Source organism: Aeromonas sp. Y311-2 (genome assembly GCF_027706025.1).
Lineage (GTDB): Bacteria > Pseudomonadota > Gammaproteobacteria > Enterobacterales > Aeromonadaceae > Aeromonas > Aeromonas veronii.
In genome coordinates this window covers 82,289-103,621 of record NZ_JAPDCL010000018.1, presented here as the reverse complement: position 1 = coordinate 103,621, position 21,333 = coordinate 82,289, and the positions used below count along the sequence as shown (strand labels likewise).

The following is a 21,333-nucleotide window of genomic DNA, read 5'->3' as shown; positions in this document are numbered from 1 at the left end:
GGGTATTAGCTGGTCAAGGATGGCGATCATACCTCAGAAGCCGCGCCACGCCTCGCTCATATGAGGGGATGGTTAAGTGTGCTGATGGGCGGCTAGCCAGTTACGTGGTAGACCGAGCGACTCCAGAACAGATAGATTGCTGGTTGGGGGAGATTGCTCTACATGAGTCATGATTAGTCTGCGCCTCCGTCTGGGGGTTGTTGATGGCAGCCCAATGCGAATCATCACTCAGGAGTTCATTGGGTCATCATCTAGTTTGGGGCATTTCGCAAGTCGTTGGCTAAAAAATCGACATTATAATTTAATTCAATTTAATCAATGCGTTAAGTGCATTCATTCCAATTAGATTCGTCATCGCTCAACACAAGCGCGCACCGATTGGTTGATGGTCTCCATATGACAATTATCGTTCGCTCACTCTGTTCCCTGCCTGGCTACTATTAATCAACCTATTCGCGGCTCTACAAATATTCAATCCTCCAGAGCTGCCATGGCCTCTCGTGAGAATCAAAGGTTTGGCTTCAGGCCTAAATTGCATGAAAAGTGTGGTCGATTTGCGAAACGAGGCCGGTAATTAAACATAATGGGGTCACTTTGAATAAGTTTTTTCGGGGGATAGCTATCGAGCCTTCTTCACTGGACCCAATTGCATGATTTCGATTAAAAAAGTGTTCATTGGAATTGGTATACTGCATCACTTCAAAATCGGGAGTGATGCATGAATTTCACCTTGTTGTTCGATTGGCTCAAGCTTCTTGAGCCGACTTCTGCCCCTACTTTCGTGGTCTGCCTGGTCGGGCTGCTGTTAGTGCTTTTTGGCTTGTTCTATCTTTGGCCATCTCTGTTTGTGGCGAACAATCTGAAGCAGGCAAGCAAAGGATTAGAACCACTGCGTGACCTGCCTGCTTTTGAGAAGTTGGAGCAGGCAACAGCAATGTTTGCATCGCCAAAATTTATAGCTATGAAGCATGCGTGGAAAGAATATGAAGACACTTTGCATAAGCAGAGTGAACTGGCCGAGGGAGAGAGTCGCTTGATAGCTGTTCGCGCGACAACCCTGTCAGCGACCTTCTTCTCAGTGCCAAGTATGGTGGAAATGCCGCTTCGCACTGAGGTTTTCAAGCATCTACCAGGCGTACTTACTGGTATCGGTATTGTCGGCACCTTTTTAGGACTGATGTTGGGATTGTCGCATTTTGATGTATCAGATCCCGCGAAAGTGACCGAAAGTGTTTCTCGCCTGCTCAGTGATGTACTTTACGCTTTTGTTGGGTCTTCATTTGCAATTTTGGCCTCTATTTTAGTTACTGGGTTTGAGAAGGCTCGATGGGGACGTTGCCTTGTATTGCTGGAAAAGCTGACCGAGTCCATTGATGAACTCTTCAAGGGGGGGGTGGGTGAGGAATATTTAGCCGACCTGGTTAAGGCCAGCAATGAAAGTGCAGTGAATGCCCGGCAACTGAAAGACAGCTTGGTGAATGACCTACGCACCATGTTGCAAAACCTGGTTGATACCCAGGTACAGGAAAACTTCAAATTAGCCAACACTCTCTCAACCTCTTATCAAGAAGTCGGTGCGTCTTTAGCTAACCAAATTGGGCGTTCTATCGAAGATAGTCTTAAAGACCCGTTGGAAAAAATTGCTGGATCTGTGAAGCAGGCAAGTGGCGATCAGTCGGGCCAGGTACAGCATCTATTGACTGATGTACTGAGTGCTTTCATGAGCAAACTAGATGCATCTTTCGGTCAACAGTTCAGCGGTTTGCATGAGATGCTCGGTCAGTCCGTAACAGCAATGCAGTCCATGCAGCAAGGCTTTATGGCATTGGTTGACGATATGCGACGAGCTGGAGAATCCTCTTCTCAGCAAAGTTCCTCCATGATCGCGCAACTTCTTGCTGATATGCAGGCTGGCCAAGCAAGTATGCAGACGGGCATGAATGAAATGCTGTCACAGATGCAGACTACGGTAGAACGAATGGGAAGTTCGGGCGAAGATGCCAGTGAGCGTATAGCTCACCAACTTGAGAAATTGTTTGCTGAGAGTGAGGTTCGTCAGCAACAGATGGCCGAAAGTCTGACCAGCTTTATAGAGCAGGTCCAGCAAAGTGTTGGTCAGGGACAGGAAGAGATCATGAGCAACATGTCCACCAACTTGACTCTCTTGAGCTCCCAACTCAACCAGATGTTCCAGACCTTTTCCTCTAACCAAGAGGGAATGGATGCTGCTCATCGTCAGGCACAGGCCGATATCAGGAACACAACGGAGACTGTTATTGGTGGGTTGGATAAGCAGCTTAAAGAGACGCTGCAATTGGTCGAGCAGCAGAGAGAAGTGGCACAGCGGGCTAGCGATAGCCAGCAACAAGCAATGGTTGAGAATCTGGATCATTTTATTGCTCAGATTCAGCACCGAGTAGGTCAGGGGCAAGAAGAGGTTATGGCGAGCATGTCGAGCTCACTAACTCATTTGGGCTCCAAGCTTGAGCAAATGTTCGAGACGTTTGCGACCAATCGAGAGGGCATGGATACAGCGCATAGCCAAGCATTAACTAACGTTCGTACTATGACTGAGAACATTGTTGATGGTCTGCAACAACAGATTCGAGGTTTGATGGCGCTGGTAGAACAGCAGCGCGAAGAAGCGCAGCAAGTTATTGAAGTTCTTGGTCAGCAAACAAGGGAGCACTTGCAGCAGATGGCACAAGGGGCGGACAAAATGCGCCTCGCTGCGGATCGGTTCGACACGGCAGGCAATAGTGTGGCTCAGGTTGGTGAAACTACTGCCAAAGTGATGGAGTCGGTACAGCAAGTTGGTGGAGACCTGGCAGGCGCTTCTCGTGAGCTCACAACTATCATCGCAGAATACCGCGCTCATCGAGAGTCTGCCGTCAAAATTCTGGGTACTATCGAGTCTGTTGTCGCTGGAGCGCAGAGCGAACAGAGCCAGCGAGTGCAACTTATTAGCGATCTTAAACAACACGGTGAGCGAATGCGTGATCTGAACCGTGAGGCTACAGAATACCTCGACCAGATCGGCAACGCGATGGCAAAGGGGTTCAACGAGTTTGCTGATGGGCTGAATCGAAATCTGGTTAAGACCATGGGGAGTTTGGATAGCGAGTTGGATAAGGCAGTGAAAGGCCTTGCTGGTGGTATTGATGAAATGAAGGAAGGGATTGAGGATCTTTCCGAGTTGTTTGAGTCGGTCAAGGTACGACGCTAAGGGGCTAACTTATGTTCGGGATGAAAGGGGCCTCAACCTCACGTCGCTATGATGAGGCGGAAAAGCCATTTTGGATATCTTATGCCGATCTGATGACCGCCATGATGGTGTTGTTCCTAGTGGTTATGGTTGCCTCACTTGCATCTGTGACCCAGCGAATTCGGGAAGTAGAGGCTGGGGAAAAGCAAAGAGGACAGGATATTACCCGTATCTGTCAAAGCCTGGAGATTCAGGCGCGAAAGAAGAGCAATATCATCAAGGTAGACTGTCGCGACAACCGAATTAGCTTTGGGGAGGCTGGTCGCTTTGGCCACAACCAATATTTTCTCGACCCACAGGGTCAGCAGGCATTGCAGGATGTGGTGCCATTGATCTTGGATGTTGCCGATAGCCCGGAAGGGCAACGTTGGATGAAGCAAGTGGTGGTCGAAGGTTTTACTGATACGGATGGTTCTTACCTCTATAACCTCCATCTGTCCCTACAGCGTTCCGAGTGGGTAATGTGTTCTCTGCTTGATGGGCGGAGCCAGTTGCAGCAGTCCCTATCAGCCGAGCACCAACAGCAGATCCGCAGCTTGTTTTTAGCTGGAGGCGTTTCTTTTAACAATGCAAAGGACAGCAAAGAGGCAAGTCGTCGAGTAGAGTTGCGCATGCAATTTTATGGACTCAAGGAAGACAAGCAGCAGGCAGTGGAGAGCGCACCTCATTTTTCTGGTTTGATGACTGCTGAACGCTGTCAATTGGAGATGCGTTGATGGTGGATGCAATTTCCCGTTTTACCGCGACCTTGGAGTCCAGTGTAGAACGGGTCAAGGAACACTATCTGGAGCGACCTCTACATTCTTTTGCTGCTTTGAAGCAAGCTAGTGCTGAGGTTGAGGCAAGCTTTGACCAAGCGGATGCTGCACCAGAACCACCGAAGGAGAAGCGTCATGCCGCTTTGGCGGCTTTCCTGCGCAATGAACCACTCACTCGACGACAGTGGCGGCTGGTATATGCAGGACTTGTTGACTCTGTTGAGGCAGGTAAACAACTACTAGATGATGAAAGAGTCTTTCCACGAGTGGGTAGGCATGTTCGTGCTCACATCGATAACAGTGGGTTAGCTCGTCGAGATTGGTTGGCACTTTGTTTTAGCTATTTTGGCTATCAGGCAATCGATCCAGAAAAGAGTCAAAACTGGCAACAGTTGCGCACCTATATCCGGGATGGTTACCGAGTTTTACGGAATCCGGCGAAGCTGAAAGCTTGGATGCGGATAGTTGATGAGCACCAAGATCTTTTTCAGAGTGAGGCTGGCTTGCAGTTAGGGCAGCAGATATTTGAGGGGACTGTAACAGACCTTACTCAGCTTCAGACTCTTGCCCAGATCCCGGCAGAAAGTTGGCTCTGGCATCAAGTTATCGCGGTCGTGCAGAAGAAAATTACCGAACTTGATGAGACGAGATTTTTAGCCCGGTTACCGGAGTTGCTGACGCTGATGGGGGTAAACAATAGACGACATGCTGACGAGATCTTAGCCGCTTGTCTTACTCGGTATCGTGATTGTCACTGTCATGCTCAGCCACAACCCCATTTGATGCAAGCTGGTCTGGAGATCTGGGGAAATCCCCAGTTGAAGTCAGAGCAGAATCGTTGGCGCCACCATGTAGGCAAACCAGTGTGCGACATGGTGGGTGCTTGGCTTGCCAAACAGGATTTACAACATTTCTTTAGTTTACTTAAAGGCGAAGGTGAGGTTGATCAGGCTCGCCTCTTCTATTGGCTGCGTTTTGCTGATCAAATGAGCTACACCCGAATTGTGATGGGACGTGATGCACAATTAAACAGGGATGTAGAGTTTGCCCGTTTTCGTGATCAGAATAAGGGGCGCCTAGGGCATTTATCCGGAGGAACGTCAGCCGATAATGCTGTAATTATGCAGATTGGCAGATACCTTTTTGTTGAGTTTTCACGTACAGGAAATGCCTGTTATGTCTATCATGCTGATTCCTGTGGGTTCAATCCAGATGCACATACATTAGAGCTTAATGGTGTTTTGAAACGAGGAAGTACTCGTTGGCGTCATGCTCCTAGGCCATCTAGACCTGATGCGATGGAGGGGTGGCAGACCACTTATGACTATGAATTGCGACGGCTGGGTATTATTCCTACACCACAGGGTGCCCATCAGTCATGGAGTCAATCTGTCAAGCCAGCAGTCCAATCCAATCAAGCATCCTCAGCCAAAGCAGAACCTAAGCGCCAATCTTACAATGTACCTGAACGGCAGACGGCAGCCAGTAACTCAGTGTATTCAGACAGTAAAGGGAAAAGGGATTTTACCCTGTTGCTTGAGCAGTTAGGCGATAACTTGCTGCGCTATGTGGATAACAGCAACAAGTATGGGACTTTCCATATAGAGCTCAGGGAACGGCATGAACGGCATGAATGGTTATTAAAAAGCTGTAACTTCATCGCGGACAAAAACAAACCTCTCATGTTCAGTACAGTTATTCAGGACAATGAAAGCACTAGTACTCCCCAAGCGGCAGTGTCGATAAAAGATGATTTCTCTCTACTGCTAGAACAGTTAGGCGGAAACCTGCGGCACTATACGGATCATCGCGCTAAGGGGGGAGCTTTCCATATAGAGATCAAGCAGCGCAATACAGATGACATTTTGCTTCTTAGACGCAATGGATTTGTGGTCAAAAATGGTAGCCCGTTTATGTTTTGGAAAAAATGATGCTTGGACGTTGGTTTAGCAAATTTGGGAAAAATAAGCATGACCCGGTTGATCTCAGCCCATGTTGGCAGGCGGATCAAAGAGGGCTCGTGTTTGCCGAAAGTATACAGGACGAACCTGCGCGATGGGCCTTGGTTGCCTATTTGGAACAGCTTGCTGAGGAGGATTACGCCGCAGAGCTTAGCGACCGCTGGCTCCTAACTTGGCGTAACTTGTATCGATTACTAGCGGATCCCGAGCATGAAAGCAGTCTGGCGTTGTTATCTTTGCCTCACTTTGCTGATGTACGCCCCAAATTGGAATGTACTGGTAGCCTGCTTGATGCTCATTTTACCGTTGCGATTACTCACTGGTGTGACGGCGCAACAGGAGAACATGTTGAGTTAAAACGCCAAGGGGCGTTAGTAACAACGGCAAAAGGACAGGGTTTGCTGAGCGAGGCTAGCTGGCAGCTCTGTGAAGCGTTGCGTGATCTTGTTCGTTGTCAGAAGGAGCAACCAGGTGAGGCGACCAACTATGAGGGATGGGCCGTTATTCGCAGTGCAGCTAAGGCAGCTAATGCTGACATGGATGGTTTTCTTGCCAAGACCGTGGTTGTCAAGCCTCAGCGACTGGCCTTGCGACCACGGAAGGCTGAGATCGATTCCTGTCCCGTCATTGAGGTTAGCGTTGATTTTCCTGAACAACCGGCAGGGTTCCTTTCCTCATTTGATGCCACGCAACGGGTGCAGGATAGATACCGTATAACGCAGTCAGATGGCACTATTGCTCATGTGGTGATAGATCCTGAAATTAAACATGTGCTCGAAGCCATCAAGGCGATCCCAGGCAGAAGAGTTGCTGGGGATTCGGCTTTGTCTTTGTTACGTAACCCCTATGCCCTGCTGGGAGAAAAGACCAGCGTAGTACTCGATCCAGATCAGCACGAGCAATCGCTTGTCGATGCGGGGATTTATTTTCATCACTTTCGTCTGGAGCCGCAATTCGAGGTCGAGAGTGGGAAAATCACCATCGTATTGCTGCACCTTTCCCCAATAAGCCGAAAGCCACTCCCAGATGTAACCCTTTGTTTCAATTCACCAGGAGTATTTGCTCCTTTTGTACAAGAGCTTCGCCTTAAGATGGCTGCTGGTATGAGTGCAGGTTTCTGGCAGGGTTTTGAGCTTGAGCTCGGCGACTTTGACGAACAGCAGTTGTTCGACATCGAAAAGTTGCTAGATCGCTGGCAAAGAGAGGTGGCCGGAGAGTTGTTCGATTCTTTGTTTGAGCTTTCTCGCTATGGGGATCGCATCATCGGTCTGGGAGAAGTCGTTCCTGTTTCATCGCCCTTTCTGGCTAGAACCACGGGGCAGGATTGGCTATCGAGCGCGAGCGAGTCGCATGAAATAGAGGAATCCTTGGGAGATGCTATCGCACAGATCAATTTTGATGATTCAGCTCTGCTAGATGAGTTGTCAAAGAGGATTGATGCTGCGCTTGCAAACGACATTGGACATCTTTGTTTGCCCGGTTCTGAGCAACCAGTCCCGTTGCGCTTGGCTGAGCAGTTACAAAAGGAATGGCAAAAGCGCCTTCAAAGCGAAGATACAACAGTTCAAGAATCCATGAGGAAAAATGGCATTGGCTTGTTGATGGAAGAAAACATCGATGAGGTGGGTTATGCCAAGTGGCGACAAGATGCGATTGAACAGGCGCATCTTTCTTCCCCTTCCTTACCGGAGAGACTTAAGCCAGAAATTTCGCTGCGTGAGCACCAATTGCACGGTGTGGCATGGTTACAGCATCTGTTCGAACTGTCGCCAGAACATGTATCTGGTTGCCTCTTAGCCGATGACATGGGCTTAGGTAAAACGATCCAATTGCTGACCTTTGTGGTTGATTATCTGGAACGTCAACCTAGTGGCGATCCTGTTCTTATCGTTGCCCCGGTTTCGTTATTGGATAACTGGGAAGCAGAATTGCGAAAGTTCTTCTATGCCGATGACATTGTCGTCATGCGACTCTACGGTGACGCTCTATCAGAGGCAAAGTTTCGTAGCTATGAAATCCCAGAATCATTGCGTCAGCAGGGTGTAACAAATTTGCTGCGTCCCGGTTGGTTGAAGGAGGCTCGTATCGTGTTAACAACATACGAGACGATGCGTTCCCAAGAGATCTCCTTGGGTCGTCAGTCATGGGCCATGGTGATCTGTGATGAAGCCCAAAAAATCAAAAATCCGGCAGCTATGGTGACTAGGGCTATAAAAGCCATGAAGTCTAGGTTTCGTATCGCTTGTACTGGGACTCCAGTAGAAAACACCCTGATCGATCTTTGGAGCCTGTTTGATTTTGTCCAGCCTGGTTTGCTCGGGGCCTTGAACCAATTTGGTCGTGAATACCAAAAACCAATTGAAGAGGGAGAGTGCAAGGATCTAGCTGCTCTGGCTCGATTACGCTCCTTGATTGAACCTCAAACCTTACGGCGAACCAAGCAGGACGTGGCTAAGGATTTGCCTTCCAAGATAGAAGATCGCACTTGCCGCAATCTGACCATGGTTAGTCGGCAGCGTTCCCTCTATAACCAGCAGATTGGTGAATATCGACAGCGACAATTGGTGCAGGAGGCCGCAGGGAGTAAAGAGAGTTTCATCCTTCCTGTGTTGCATAAACTCAAGCTGGTCTGTGCTCACCCCTATTGTGTGGAGCCTGATCTTTGGTTACGCGAACATTCCCCTAAGATGAGGTGGCTTTTAGAACAACTGGATAACATCCGTCGCAGCGGGGATAAGGTTATCATCTTCACCGAACTACGGGATGTTCAGCGTGAAGTACTGCACGCGGTTAAGGTCCGTTTCGATATATCCCCAACAATCATTAATGGGGACACCAGTACAAGTAGCGATAGCCTGAATAGTCGCCAACGTCTGATTGATCGTTTCCAGGCTGTGACCGGTTTCAATGTAATTATTCTTTCCACCGTGGCGGTGGGGTTTGGTGTCAATGTGCAGGGAGCAAACCATGTGATCCATTTCACCCGATGCTGGAATCCGGCCAAAGAAGATCAGGCGACCGATAGAGCATACCGTATCGGCCAGACCAAGGATGTATTTGTCTATTATCCAACCATACGTGATGCTGAAATTCAGACCTTTGAGGCAACGCTCGATGATTTGCTGGATCAGCGGAGATTGTTAGCGAGTGATATGTTGCAGGGGAAAAAGGATTTACAACTATCGGATTTTGATGGTGTGCTTAACAAATGATGTCATTGCCACACTTTTCAACACTAGCATGTAGCCTTTCTGCTAACGCGCACAAATGACAAGCGTCTGCTCACTAATCCTCATAAGAGGTAATTAGCTGTTTTGTAATTTAGTTACATAGTCACTGTCACGGCAAACAGAACTTGGTTTCCAACTTCAATGTCCTGCTTGTTGGTTGAGCTGGCGGAGGATTGCTATTGAGTTTCCAACTTAAATGTCACTTGTGGGCTCGCTAAGTTACTGAATCGATTGATCAGCTAGTTTCCAACTTAAATGGTCATGATCAGTTTAGGTGCAACAGTTAAGCCTTATAAACAACAGGGCCACCCAGACGGGTGGCCCTTCGTTTACATGGACTTTATCTGCATGTTGCTATCCGAATGTCCGGCTTAAGTCCTTGAGTTGGCTCGCTTTGCTCTGCAAGTTGGCACTGGTTTCACTCACCTGATCGATTTTGAGACTGTTATCGTGAGAGAGCGAGGATATCTGGTTGATATTACGACTGATCTCCTCGATGACCGCTTGTTGCTCGGTGGCAGCGGCGGTGATCTGGTTTGAAAAATCAGAGACCTTGTCTATCTCGATCACAACCTGATTCAGGTTGCCGGTACTTGCCCGGGTGGTGGCGAGGCAGGCGTTGGTTCTGGTCACATTGAGATGCATCATCTCTTTCCATCCCCCCAGGGTTTGCTGGATATGGCCAATGCTGTTCTGGATCTGCTCTGTCGCCTTGTGGGTTCTGGTCGACAGGCTGCGAACCTCGTCCGCCACCACTGCAAAGCCGCGCCCCTGATCGCCTGCCCGTGCGGCTTCGATGGAGGCATTAAGCGCCAGCAGGTTGGTTTGATCTGCAATGCCGCGAATTTCGCTCATGATGGTGCCGATCCGCTCGGATTCGCTCGCCAGTTCGACGGCTGACTGAAAGGCTTGCTCCGCTTGAGTAGCAAGCGCCGACATCTCTTCTCCTGCTTCCGAAAGCTGGGTGCTGGTGGTGATGCAGTGGCTACGGGCTTCTTCAATCTGGCTGTTGCTGTCTTGAATATTGCGGTTGATCTCCTCGGCGGCCGAAGCCATCTGGGTGACGGCGGTGGCAATCTGCTGGATCTGCGTGTCTTGCGAAGAGATATCCTGGCTGGCCAGCGAGGCGGAGCCGCGCAGGTCATTGGCCATGGCATTGAGCGACGCGGTGGTGTCATCCACCCTGCCGAGTACGGTACGGATCTTCGCTTGCCCGAGCTTGATATGGAAATCGGCAATGCTGTGGGGGGCATCCCCCGAGAAGATAAGGCGGCTGATGCTGTCGTAATCCTGCTCGAGCTGCTGCAAGAATCGCGGTGTGAGGAAGAGAGGGTGGCGATTGAACCAGATGGCTGCCAAGAGAGGAATGATGACCCAGAGCGCCTGCAGCGGTGAGAGCAGCCAGAGCGCGCTGATCACGCTGACGAGCAGCAGAGGTATGGTCATCATGGCCGGTGTGAGTTGACGCAGGCCCATGTGAATGGCAGAGCCGGTTTCACGGGCTTTAAGGGTTTTGTACATCTTGCTGGCACGCGCTTTGTGCTCTGCGGCGGGACGGCAGCGGACGGATTGGTAACCGACCATCTTGCCATCTTCATAGATCGGGGTGACATAGGCATCAACCCAATAATAGCGACCATCTTTGCAGCGATTTTTTACCATGCCTCGCCATGGTTTGCCTGCCTGCAGGTGGGCCCAGAGATCGGCAAACGCTGCCTTGGGCATGTCGGGGTGGCGCACCAGATTGTGATGCTGCCCCAACATCTCTTCCAAGCGATAGCCTGCCACCTGACAAAACGCCGGATTGGCGTAGGTGATGTCCCCTTTGAGGTCGGTCGTCGATACCAACTGGATATCGTCGGCAAATTCAACCTCGGTATCTGTGGTGTGAAGCGAGCTGGTTACCATGATCAGGCTCCGGTTTCGGCGTAACGGAATACTTCGTTTGAGTATGGCAGAGGATGTTCATTTATTGTGTTGTTGCACATTAACTCTTGTGCTACTGCGTGGGGACGGGATGGGTCTCACATTTTTACACCATGGTTTGGCGAGGGGTGGCAGGCCAAGTCACATGGCCCGGAGAGCAGCAAACCCCTCATCCTTTGGCGGTCTCAAATTGATTGCCGTACGGAATAGACAAACGCCGATCAGTTGATCGGCGTTTTGTCTATGAGGTGCCGGATGGTTTCACACTCGGCTGGCTTAAAACTCTGTCTGTTTAAAGATGGGCGACTTAAAACAGCAGTTGCGTCAGGTAGCCCATCAGGATCGCCATGCCGAGTATCACGGTAAGGAAGGCCGCAATCATCGGGGTTCTGAACATCGATTTGAGCAGGATCACCTCGGTCAGGCTGGCACCGGCACTGCCGATGATCAGCGCCATGACGGCGCCCATCCCCATCCCTTTGCCCAGCAGCACCGACGCCAGCGGGATCACGGCCTCGGCGCGGATGTAGAGCGGGATCCCGACGATAGCGCTGAATGGAATGGCCAGCGGGTTGTCGGCGCCGGCATGGGCGGCGATCCACTCGGCCGGAATAAAGCCGTAGATAAATGAGCCGATAAGCACCCCCAGCAGCAGGAAGGGCAATACCGCTTTGAACTGCTGCCAGGCATCGATGCGAGCTTTGACCCAGGCGGTGGGGAGCTGTGGCGCTCTGGTCAGGGCAGCCGTGCCATAGCCGCAGCAGGGGAGGGTGGCCTGTTCTGCCATCTCTGGTTGCGGAGCCGGGCAGCATGCTGCCCCGTTGAGGGGTTTGATTGCGCGAATGGCACTGCGTTGGTTGTCACTGCAATTTGTTTGAGTTGTGGCGCGGGTCGCCGGGCCACAGTTGCTACCGCAAGAGGGGGTGGCCTCTTTGGGGTCGATGACATGGCGCTCGAATCCCAATCTGTCGAGCAACATGCTCGCCATGACGGAGACGCTGGCGGCGATCACGGCGTAGAGCAGGGTCACTTTCCAGCCAAAGGTGGCCCACATCAAGCCGACGATGATGGGGTTCAGCAGTGGCGAAATAAACAGGAAGGTGAGGGTGGGGCCAAAGCCAGCCTTGGCCGAGAGCAGCCCTCTCAGCATGGGGATGGTGGAGCAGCTGCAAAACGGGGTGACAGCACCGAGCAGGGCCGAGAGCAGATAGCCCTTGCCATGTCTCGCTCCCAGCATCCGCTGGATCTTCTCGTCGGGGATCTTCTGACGGATCAGGCTGACCCCGGCGCTAATGACCAGAAACAGCACCGACAGCTCGACAGCCAGAAACAGGAACATCTGGGCTGCATCGGTCAGCATGGTTAACCACTCATTCATTGTCGTATCCTCACTTGGTTTCTATATTTCCAAAATAATCGAAATGAATGTTCGGTCAAGATATTTCTGGTATTATCGAAATATCAAATTTGTGGAGGGCGCAGAGATGCAACTGGAAGAGGTCGCCAAGGCATTGAAAGAGCTGGGTCATCCGACCCGGCTGTTTATCTTCAAGCATCTGGTCAAGGCGGGAGAGCAGGGACTGCCGGTGGGGGAGCTGCAAAAGCAGCTGGCGATCCCCGCTTCCACCCTCAGCCACCATATCGCGGCGCTGGTCTCGGTGGGGCTGGTGAAGCAAAACCGGGAGAGTCGCACCCTGCTTTGCGTCTCTCAATACGCGGTGCTGGAGGAGATCATCGCCTTTTTCCGCGATGAGTGTTGCGTCAACAGCCCGGAGCATCGGCAAGATCAAAGGCAAGAGCTGCCTTCCTGAGGGCTATGGCTGCTAGTAGTGCTGCGCGCAATAAAAAAACGCCGATCATCCGATCGGCGTTTTGCATTGTTTTTCTCAGCTGCGGGCATTAACCCAGATTGGCTGCGACCTTGCTTTGGGCTTGTCCTTTGCGCTTGATGACAAAGCCAATGCCCAGTACCACCAGCCAGGCGGGGATCAGTTCGACCGAGATGCGGAAATCGGGGGTCATATACATGATCACCAGAATACCGGCCATGAACGCGAGGCAGAGATAGTTGCCGAAGGGGTACCAGAACGCCTTGAACTTGGGCTGGACACCCTCTGCGACCATGGCCTTGCGGAACTTGAGGTGCGCGAGGCTGATCATCGCCCAGTTGATCACCAGTGCGGAGACCACCAGCGCCATCAGCAGACCGAACGCCTTGCCCGGCATCAGGTAGTTGATCAGCACGCAGAGCAGGGTGGCGATGGCCGAGACCGAGAGGGCAACCAGCGGCACGCCGCTCTTGTTGGTCTTGAGCAGGGCTTTCGGGCCGTTGCCCTGCTTGGCCAGCCCGAACAGCATCCGGCTGTTGCAGTAGACGCAGCTGTTGTAGACCGACAGTGCCGCCGTCAGCACCACGATGTTGAGTACGGTGGCGACCAGATTGCTGTCCAGTGCATGGAAGATCATCACGAACGGGCTGCCGCCTTCCACCACTTTACCCCAGGGGTAGAGGGACATCAGGATAGCCAGAGCACCGATGTAGAAGATGAGGATGCGGTAGATCACCTGATTGGTGGCCTTGGGAATGCTCTTCTCGGGGTTGTCCGCTTCCGCGGCGGTAATGCCCACCAGCTCCAGACCGCCAAAGGAGAACATGATCACCGCCATTGCCATCACCAGACCGCTGATGCCGTTGGGGAAGAAACCGCCCTGGGCCCACAGGTTGGTGACGCTTGCCTCGGGTCCGCCGGCACCGGAGATGAGCAGATAGCCGCCAAAGCCAATCATGCCGATGATGGCGACCACCTTGATGATGGCGAACCAGAACTCCATTTCGCCAAACGCTTTGACGTTGGAGAGGTTGATGGCGTTGATCAGCACGAAGAAGAAGGCGGCCGACATCCAGGTCGGGATCTCGGGCCACCAGTACTGGACATAGATGCCCACCGCGGTCAGCTCGGCCATGCTCACCAGCACGTAGAGCACCCAGTAGTTCCAGCCGGACGCAAAACCGGCAAACTCACCCCAGTATTTGTAGGCAAAGTGGCTGAATGAACCGGCTACCGGCTCTTCCACCACCATTTCACCGAGCTGGCGCATGATCAGGAAGGCGATAAAGCCGCCGATGGCATACCCCAGCAGGACTGAGGGGCCTGCCATCTTGATGGTTTGGGCAATGCCCAGAAAGAGGCCGGTGCCGATGGCGCCGCCCAAAGCAATCAACTGAATGTGGCGGTTTTTAAGGCCGCGCTTCAGCTCCTCACCGTCTTGTTTCAAATCCATGGGTCTGTCCTTACGTCTCTGTTGTCTCTGGTCGGTGTTGGGCTCATCCTGAGCAGGCCGCATTGCGTAGCCAAAACCTGACGAAAGCTGTATTTATTTCGTTACGTCATGCCATTTTCAATTTTTACTGTTGGCTGGCAACCGAAGCAGAATAGTGATAATCCGCCATGAATGCACCTGTTTTCCATCTCTAATGGCCGTATTTTGTACCAAAGGTAGCTTTTTCATGATTTGAAGAGGCTTCTTGGTAGTTTTTGGTTGATGTTTGCGCAATCGAATTCTGTTTTGTTGACATTTTGTCTTGTTGGTGTGCTTTTGTGGTGCCAAGCCACAAATGGATGCAAATGATGCCAAACAAGCAAGAGTACAGGGAAGAGTGCAGGGAGTTGGAGTACAGAGAGCGCGAAAGCGTGCTGCAACAAGGGGTTGCCCGGGGTGTGCTGGTGGCGCTCTGGTTAGGGATTGCCGCCAGTCCACTGTTGTTGCTGGTGGCCGCGATTATGTTGCTGGGTTGGCTGTTACTCGGTGACCAGGAGTTGCTGCACTACTGGCAGTCGCTGTTGCTGGTGGGTGGGGTAACGGGGGCGCTCGTTGGTGGCTGGCTGGCGGAGCGGGTTCGCCTGCGCCACGGTTTGCTGGCCTTCTATGCCCGGTTGATGAACAACCCGGAGCTCAATCGTTAGTTAACGCTGGCTGTTTGCCGAGCGCAGCAGAACGGAATCGAATAGCGGCTAACTGGCAGCAGGTGACAAGGCACAACGCCAAGGTCGACAAGAAGAGGGATAAGCATTTGTGGTGCTTATCCCTTTTTTATCCACGCTTTTCACTGTCATCTATGTAAATTGCAGTTCGCCACAGCTGACTTTCGCCGCGACACTGTAATTTTTATCTTTTGTTGATGCCGATAGCTGTCAAGCTGGCTTAACAGAGCTGGCGGCGCAGACCGGTTGCCTCGAGGACCTTGGCGCTGATCTCCTCCACCGAGTGGGAGCTGGTATCGAGGAAGCGTATCGCCTCCTGGCGAAACAGCCTCTCCACGCAGGCCAGCTCCTGCTCGCATTGTTCGATGGAGGAGTAGCGGCTGTTGGCTCGGCGCTGGTTGCGGATCTCGTGCAGCCGCTGCGGCGCTATGGTGAGGCCAAACAGCTTGTGACGGTTGGCCTTGAGGGGGGCGGGCAGCTCCAGCATCCCCATGTCCTGCTCGATAAAGGGGTAGTTGGCGGCGCGAATGCCGAACTGCAGCGCCAGATAGAGGCTGGTGGGGGTCTTGCCGCAGCGGGAGACCCCGATCAGGATGATGTCCGCCTCATCGTACTCTTTGGTGGTGATGCCATCGTCGTTGGCCAGCGCAAAGTTGACCGCCTCGATGCGATCGTCATAGAGCTTGCGATTCTCCATACCGTGGGTGCGGTGGAGGCGGGGCTCGGCTTTTACCCCCAGCTCCTGCTCCAGCGGGCTGACGAAGGTATTGAGAAAGTCGTGGCCGCACGCTTCCGATTTCAGTACCTCTTCCCGTACCAGCGGGTCGACGATGGTGTGAAACAGGATGGGGCGTACCCCGGTCTGGCGGAACTGCTCGTCGATCCGCATCCGTACCTGACGGGCTTTCTCCAGTGTCTCCACAAAGGGGATAGTGATCTGCTCGAAGGCCAGCGGAAACTGGCTCAGTACCGCGTGGCCGAACACTTCGGCGGTGATGGCGGTGCCGTCTGAAACATAAAATACGGTGTGCACGTAGGGCTCCTGTGATACCGCGGGTGGGGTCGCATGGGGTAAGGGGTGAGAAGTATCTCCCGAAACCATACCAGTTTTGTCAACCGGTCTGCTGTGCCCAAGTTGTGAAGTGGCTTGCAAACCTGAATCGTTATCTTTTTGTGTCGCCATTGTAGAATGTTCCGGTCATTCGACCATCCCCAACTCTTGCTCGGGGATTTTTTTGAAAACCAATAGAAAACGTTTTCATGGTCGTTGGCAACAAAAGAAACAGACAATAACGCACCTGACTTACCCATAACCTCATCGATTAAATCGGGCGCACGAGGTGCTATGGCATCGGTGCCCACCAACCTGGAGACATCCAAGTGCAACAGTACGTGCTCTGGTACGAACAACTCGGAATGCAGGACGTAGAACGAGTTGGCGGCAAGAACGCATCCCTTGGCGAGATGATCAGCAACCTCTCTGGCGCCGGCGTATCCGTGCCGGGGGGCTTTGCTACCACCGCCTTTGCGTTTAACGAGTTTCTGGAGTCAAGCGGCCTCAACGGCAAGATCCACCATCTGCTCGACAATCTCGACGTGGACGATATCGCCGCCCTCAACCGGGCCGGTCAGCAGATCCGCGACTGGGTGATAGACGCCCCGTTCCAGCCCGAGCTGGAGCAGGCTATCCGGGTTGCCTATGAAAAGTTGAGTGCCGGTGTCGAGGCCTCGTTTGCGGTGCGCTCCTCCGCCACCGCCGAGGATATGCCGGACGCCTCCTTTGCCGGTCAGCAGGAGACCTTCCTCAACGTACGTGGCATCGATGCCGTCATGACGGCGGTCAAGCATGTGTTTGCTTCCCTGTTCAACGATCGCGCCATCTCCTATCGGGTGCATCAGGGCTATGACCACAAGGGTGTTGCCCTCTCGGCCGGGGTACAGCGGATGGTGCGTTCGGATCTCGCCGCTTCCGGCGTCATGTTTACTCTGGATACCGAGTCCGGCTTCAACGACGTGGTCTTTATCACCGGGGCCCATGGTCTGGGCGAGATGGTGGTGCAGGGGGCGGTCAACCCGGATGAGTTCTATGTGCACAAGCCGACTCTCAAGGGGGGCCGCCCGGCGGTGGTGCGCAAGACCCTCGGCTCCAAGCTTATCAAGATGACCTATTCGGACGATGCCGGTCACGGCCGTCAGGTGAAGATTGTCGACACCAATGAGGCCGAGCGCAGCCGCTTCTGCATCACAAATGAGGAGGTGATGGCGCTGGCGAAACAGGCCCTCATCATCGAGCAGCACTATGGCCGCCCGATGGATATCGAGTGGGCCAAGGATGGTCAGGATGGCCAGCTCTATATCGTGCAGGCCCGCCCGGAAACCGTGCGCAGCCGCCAGGAGGCTAACACCCTCGAGCGTTTTGCCCTCAAGCAAGCGGGCAAGGTGTTGATCGAGGGGCGTGCTATCGGTCACAAGATTGGCGCGGGCCCGGCGCGGGTCATCTCCTCCATCAGCCAGATGGACGAAGTGCAACCCGGCGATGTGCTGGTCACCGACATGACCGACCCGGACTGGGAGCCCATCATGAAGCGGGCCTCCGCCATCGTCACCAACCGGGGTGGCCGCACCTGTCACGCCGCCATTATCGCTCGCGAGCTGGGCATTCCGGCGGTGGTGGGCTGTGGCAACGCCACCGACCATATTCAGCCGGGCCAGCGGATCACCGTCTCCTGCGCGGAAGGGGATACCGGTTTTATCTATGACGGCGAGCTGGACTTTGATGTGGCGGTGACCGAGGTGGGCAATATGCCGCGCCTGCCCATCAAGATCATGATGAACGTCGGCAACCCGGATCGTGCTTTCGACTTTGCCCAGTTGCCCAATGCCGGGGTGGGGCTGGCACGCCTTGAATTCATCATCAACCGGATGATCGGCGTGCACCCCAAGGCGCTGCTGGAGTTTGACCAGCAAACCCCAGAGCTCAAGGCCACCATCGGCAAGATGATCGCCGGTTACGACAGCCCGCGTGAGTTCTACGTGGCCAAGCTGACCGAGGGGATCGCCACTCTGGGGGCCGCCTTCTGGCCGGAGCGGGTGATCGTGCGGATGTCAGACTTCAAGTCCAACGAGTACGCCAATCTGGTGGGCGGTCGTGGCTACGAGCCCCACGAGGAGAACCCGATGATCGGTTTTCGTGGCGCATCCCGCTACATCGCCGACAGCTTCCGCCCCTGCTTTGCCCTCGAGTGCGAGGCGATCAAGCGGGTGCGCGATGTGATGGGGTTGACCAACGTCGAGGTGATGATCCCCTTCGTGCGCACCGTGGGCGAGGCGGAGCAGGTGATCGACATCCTGGCCGAGAACGGTCTGCGCCGCGGCGAGCGGGGGCTCAAGGTGATCATGATGTGCGAGATCCCGAGCAATGCCCTTCTGGCGGACCAGTTCCTCGAGCACGTGGATGGCTTCTCCATCGGCTCCAATGACATGACCCAGCTCACTCTTGGGCTGGATCGGGACTCGGGGCTGATTGCCCATCTGTTCGACGAGCGTAACGAGGCGGTCAAGGCGCTGCTGGCGATGGCGATCCAGGCTGCGCGCAAGGCGGGTAAGTACGTGGGGATCTGCGGTCAGGGCCCATCTGATCATCCAGACTTCGCCGCCTGGCTGGTGGAGCAGGGGATTGACTCGGTGTCGCTCAACCCCGATACCGTGGTCGATACCTGGCTCTATTTGGCGGAGCAGCATGGCGCCAAGTAAGCCACTATCAAAATAAGCAGCACAGAAAGGGGGCCATGATGGCCCCCTTTGTTATCTGTGTGTCGCGACCTATTTCGGCTGCTGTTCGGCCCCCGACAGCTCGATCTGCACATTAACCCCTTCGCTCTTGAGCTTGGTGGCGATGGCGTTGAGATCGGTGCCCGATTTGGCCTCCAGCAGGGCGATACCGCCGCTGCTCTGCTTGAAGTTCAAGCCGTGGCGAGTCGCCAGTGCCTTGGCGCTGGCATCGTCAGCTTCCACTAGCAGGGTGCCACTGACGGTGAGTTCGGGGCTGGCGGCCCCTTGCATCAACACGTCACCGCGGCGCAGGGTCTGTTGCGGGACCTTGCTGTCAAGGCTGCGGGCGACCCGCTTCTTGCTGCCATTGTCAGGAATGAGGTAGGTCTGGCCGTTCACCTCTATGGTGCTGTACTGCTTGCCATCCATGGTGATGGACTCCTGGGCGCAGAGCTGTCCCGAGAGGGGGGCCAGCAGGGTTGCCAGAAGCAAGGTAACAGGTTTGTTCATGGTAATACTCCTAGCGTGTTAGCTGCGGTTGGCATCGTGACCCAGGACCCGCAGGGACCATGAGATCAGCTTGCCCGGTTGGCGATTGTTGCGCTCGGTCAGGGTGGTACGCTCACGGGTCTCGCGATTGAGCAGAGAGACCTGACGGGTACCGTTGGCAACGTCGGTTACTTCCAGTCGCCATGTGCCTTGCGCCGATTCGCCGTAGAACTTGTTGGATAGCATCCGCATGTCGCGCAATCCCTTGGTTCGCACAAAGCCCAGCTGCTGCTGGTCGAGAGATTGGCCGACCAGGCTGTTGAAGGGGCTCAGCAGGATGCTGCGGGTGCCAGCGGGGGAGACCAGTTCGATCAGCAGATCGGGCAGGCGCTGATGATCCAGACTCACCATCACCTGAACCGCTTCTACCGTCAATGGTGTCGCGATGCGGGTTGTTGAGCTGGTCGGGCTGTTGCCCACATCCGCAATGGCGGCGGCACTGCCGGTGACATTGATCTTCTGCCATGGCAGCTGTACCAGCGGGGGCAGGGGCTGGTGATTGGCTGCCAGCTCAAGGGCCTTGTTGACGTCGATCAGACCGAAACCGTAAGTCGGGCTGAACCACATGCCGGCGGCATTGCGCTCCCAACCTTCCAGTCCTTTCACGTCGCGCACCTTGCCGGTGCTGCTGGTGTAGCTGACCATCACAGGTTTCTGTGTGGCATCGACCCGGGTTGCGCTGCGCGCCAGCAGATCCCGCAGGTCCCGCACCGACAGATCCGGGTAGGCGGACATCAGCAGCGCCATGGCGCCGGAGGTGCTGGGGGTGGCGGAGGAGGTGCCGTTCATCACGCCGTTGTAGTCGCAGCTGGCATCCAGTTGCGAGTTGCCGTGCAGCCGGTTGGTGCTGGGATCGTCGGTGCGGTTGTAACCCATGTCGCAGCCGGGCAGATCCGTGGTTACCATCGCCGGAGCGTCGGTACCGTACTCGCCGCCGGTCGCGCTCAGGAAGATGTTGCTGCCGACGCTGGAGTAGGAGGATCTGACGCCATCGGCCTTGAGCGCGCTTACCACCAGGTTCCAGAAGTTGCTGTTGGAGGGATCGAGGTTGCTGTTTTCAAACGGCAATTTGGGGCCATTGCCGGTGCGGTTAAGCACATAGCCGCCCGCCGCTATCTTGTTGAAGCCGTTGCCGGCGGCCTTGATATAGGCCGCACCCTGCGCCTTGAGGGTCTGCTGTTCAAACAGACGATCAAGCTGGGATTGATCCAGAGAGTTGGCAGAGCGGGGATCCACCACACTCATGCCGTAGCTCTGGTTGAACACCCGGTTGTCGCGGCTGGCATCGCTGTCGCCAAGGGCGTAGAGCCAATCTTTCTGCAACTGCTGGCTGTTGTCATCCAGCAGGTTGAACCCCTGCAGCTGGGCTCGCGGGGCAATCCCCTTGGTTCCGATGGCGTTGTCTACCGCCGCAATAATGCCGGAGACCGAGGTGCCGTGGGCCGAATCCGGATCGGTCGGTGTCGGGTCATCGCTGCCGGTTACCACGTTTTTCGACCCCGGGCGCACGTTCTCCGCCAGATCCGGGTGGGCAATGGCCAGACCATCATCCACCACGGCCACATTGACTCCCTGGCCCAGCACGCCGGTGCGATGAGCCCACCAGAGGTTGAGATCATTGCCCGCTATGCCGCCACGGGCGCTGAATCCATCCTGGCCGCTGTTGAGCAGATACCACTGCTGATCCTGCAGGGGATTGGTACCTGGCAGGCAGCGCTCGGTGCTGCTGCGTCCGATATCCATGCCGCTCTCCTTGCCGGTGAGCGGCGCACAACCTTCATTTGCCTGAACGAGCACACTGGGCAGGGTCGACAGCAGTGCTGTGATCGCCAGTGCTAACGATGTTTGCTTCATTATTTTTTTAACTCCATCTTGGATCGCACCATCCTG

At 54.2% G+C, this 21,333-nt stretch carries 13 protein-coding genes; 7 read left to right on the top strand and 6 right to left on the bottom strand.

The features are described from left to right. Positions 1-718 precede the first annotated feature (718 nt). From zorA to zorD, 4 genes are read left to right on the top strand one after another with little or no spacing between them, the layout of a single operon-like run. On the top strand, positions 719-3,226 hold the full coding sequence (gene zorA / locus OKC42_RS16395; RefSeq protein WP_088869620.1) for an anti-phage ZorAB system protein ZorA: 2,508 nt from the start codon (positions 719-721) through the stop codon (positions 3,224-3,226). An 11-nt stretch (positions 3,227-3,237) separates the two neighbouring features. Then, positions 3,238-3,981, top strand: coding sequence for a type I Zorya anti-phage system protein ZorB1 (zorB1, locus tag OKC42_RS16390; RefSeq protein WP_024941361.1), 744 nt, complete (start codon positions 3,238-3,240; stop codon positions 3,979-3,981). Next, positions 3,981-5,954 (top strand): type I Zorya anti-phage system protein ZorC, encoded by a 1,974-nt coding sequence (zorC, locus tag OKC42_RS16385; RefSeq protein ID WP_088869618.1) that lies wholly within the window; start codon positions 3,981-3,983, stop codon positions 5,952-5,954. Before zorB1 ends, zorC begins: the two co-directional genes overlap by 1 nt. Next, positions 5,951-9,196: a type I Zorya anti-phage system protein ZorD gene (gene zorD / locus OKC42_RS16380; protein WP_270820254.1), complete on the top strand. Its 3,246-nt coding sequence runs from the start codon at positions 5,951-5,953 to the stop codon at positions 9,194-9,196. Before zorC ends, zorD begins: the two co-directional genes overlap by 4 nt. 372 nt (positions 9,197-9,568) lie before the next feature. On the opposite strand, the gene OKC42_RS16375 is transcribed toward zorD, so the two are convergent. Beyond that, positions 9,569-11,122 carry a methyl-accepting chemotaxis protein gene (locus OKC42_RS16375; protein WP_013723620.1) on the bottom strand — a complete coding sequence of 518 codons (1,554 nt, stop codon included), beginning with the start codon at positions 11,120-11,122 and terminating at the stop codon, positions 9,569-9,571. A gap of 325 nt (positions 11,123-11,447) precedes the next feature. Next, a complete protein-coding gene (locus OKC42_RS16370) occupies positions 11,448-12,518 on the bottom strand; it encodes a permease (protein WP_013723621.1) in 1,071 nt (356 codons plus the stop codon). A gap of 106 nt (positions 12,519-12,624) precedes the next feature. On the opposite strand from OKC42_RS16370, the gene OKC42_RS16365 reads away from it, so the two are divergent. Next, a complete protein-coding gene (locus tag OKC42_RS16365) occupies positions 12,625-12,951 on the top strand; it encodes an ArsR/SmtB family transcription factor (RefSeq protein ID WP_005344826.1) in 327 nt (108 codons plus the stop codon). 88 nt (positions 12,952-13,039) lie between these two features. Here OKC42_RS16365 and OKC42_RS16360 read toward each other — a convergent pair whose 3' ends face one another. Continuing rightward, positions 13,040-14,422, bottom strand: coding sequence for an amino acid permease (locus tag OKC42_RS16360; protein ID WP_270803773.1), 1,383 nt, complete (start codon positions 14,420-14,422; stop codon positions 13,040-13,042). A 386-nt stretch (positions 14,423-14,808) separates the two neighbouring features. On the opposite strand from OKC42_RS16360, the gene OKC42_RS16355 reads away from it, so the two are divergent. Beyond that, positions 14,809-15,105, top strand: a complete 297-nt coding sequence (locus OKC42_RS16355; protein WP_235664760.1) for a hypothetical protein — start codon at positions 14,809-14,811, stop codon at positions 15,103-15,105. A gap of 238 nt (positions 15,106-15,343) precedes the next feature. Here the strand turns inward: OKC42_RS16355 and ppsR are convergent, their stop codons facing one another. After that, positions 15,344-16,156, bottom strand: coding sequence for a posphoenolpyruvate synthetase regulatory kinase/phosphorylase PpsR (ppsR, locus tag OKC42_RS16350; RefSeq protein WP_005344832.1), 813 nt, complete (start codon positions 16,154-16,156; stop codon positions 15,344-15,346). Between the two features lie 347 nt (positions 16,157-16,503). On the opposite strand from ppsR, the gene ppsA reads away from it, so the two are divergent. Next, entirely contained in the window at positions 16,504-18,876 is a 2,373-nt protein-coding gene (gene ppsA, locus OKC42_RS16345; protein ID WP_270803771.1) for a phosphoenolpyruvate synthase, read from the top strand. A 69-nt stretch (positions 18,877-18,945) separates the two neighbouring features. Here the strand turns inward: ppsA and OKC42_RS16340 are convergent, their stop codons facing one another. Both OKC42_RS16340 and asp read right to left on the bottom strand, forming a co-directional pair. Further along, positions 18,946-19,404 (bottom strand): serine protease chaperone, encoded by a 459-nt coding sequence (locus tag OKC42_RS16340; protein WP_064342001.1) that lies wholly within the window; start codon positions 19,402-19,404, stop codon positions 18,946-18,948. A gap of 18 nt (positions 19,405-19,422) precedes the next feature. Beyond that, positions 19,423-21,297 (bottom strand): serine protease Asp, encoded by a 1,875-nt coding sequence (asp, locus tag OKC42_RS16335; RefSeq protein ID WP_270820251.1) that lies wholly within the window; start codon positions 21,295-21,297, stop codon positions 19,423-19,425. Positions 21,298-21,333 lie beyond the last annotated feature (36 nt).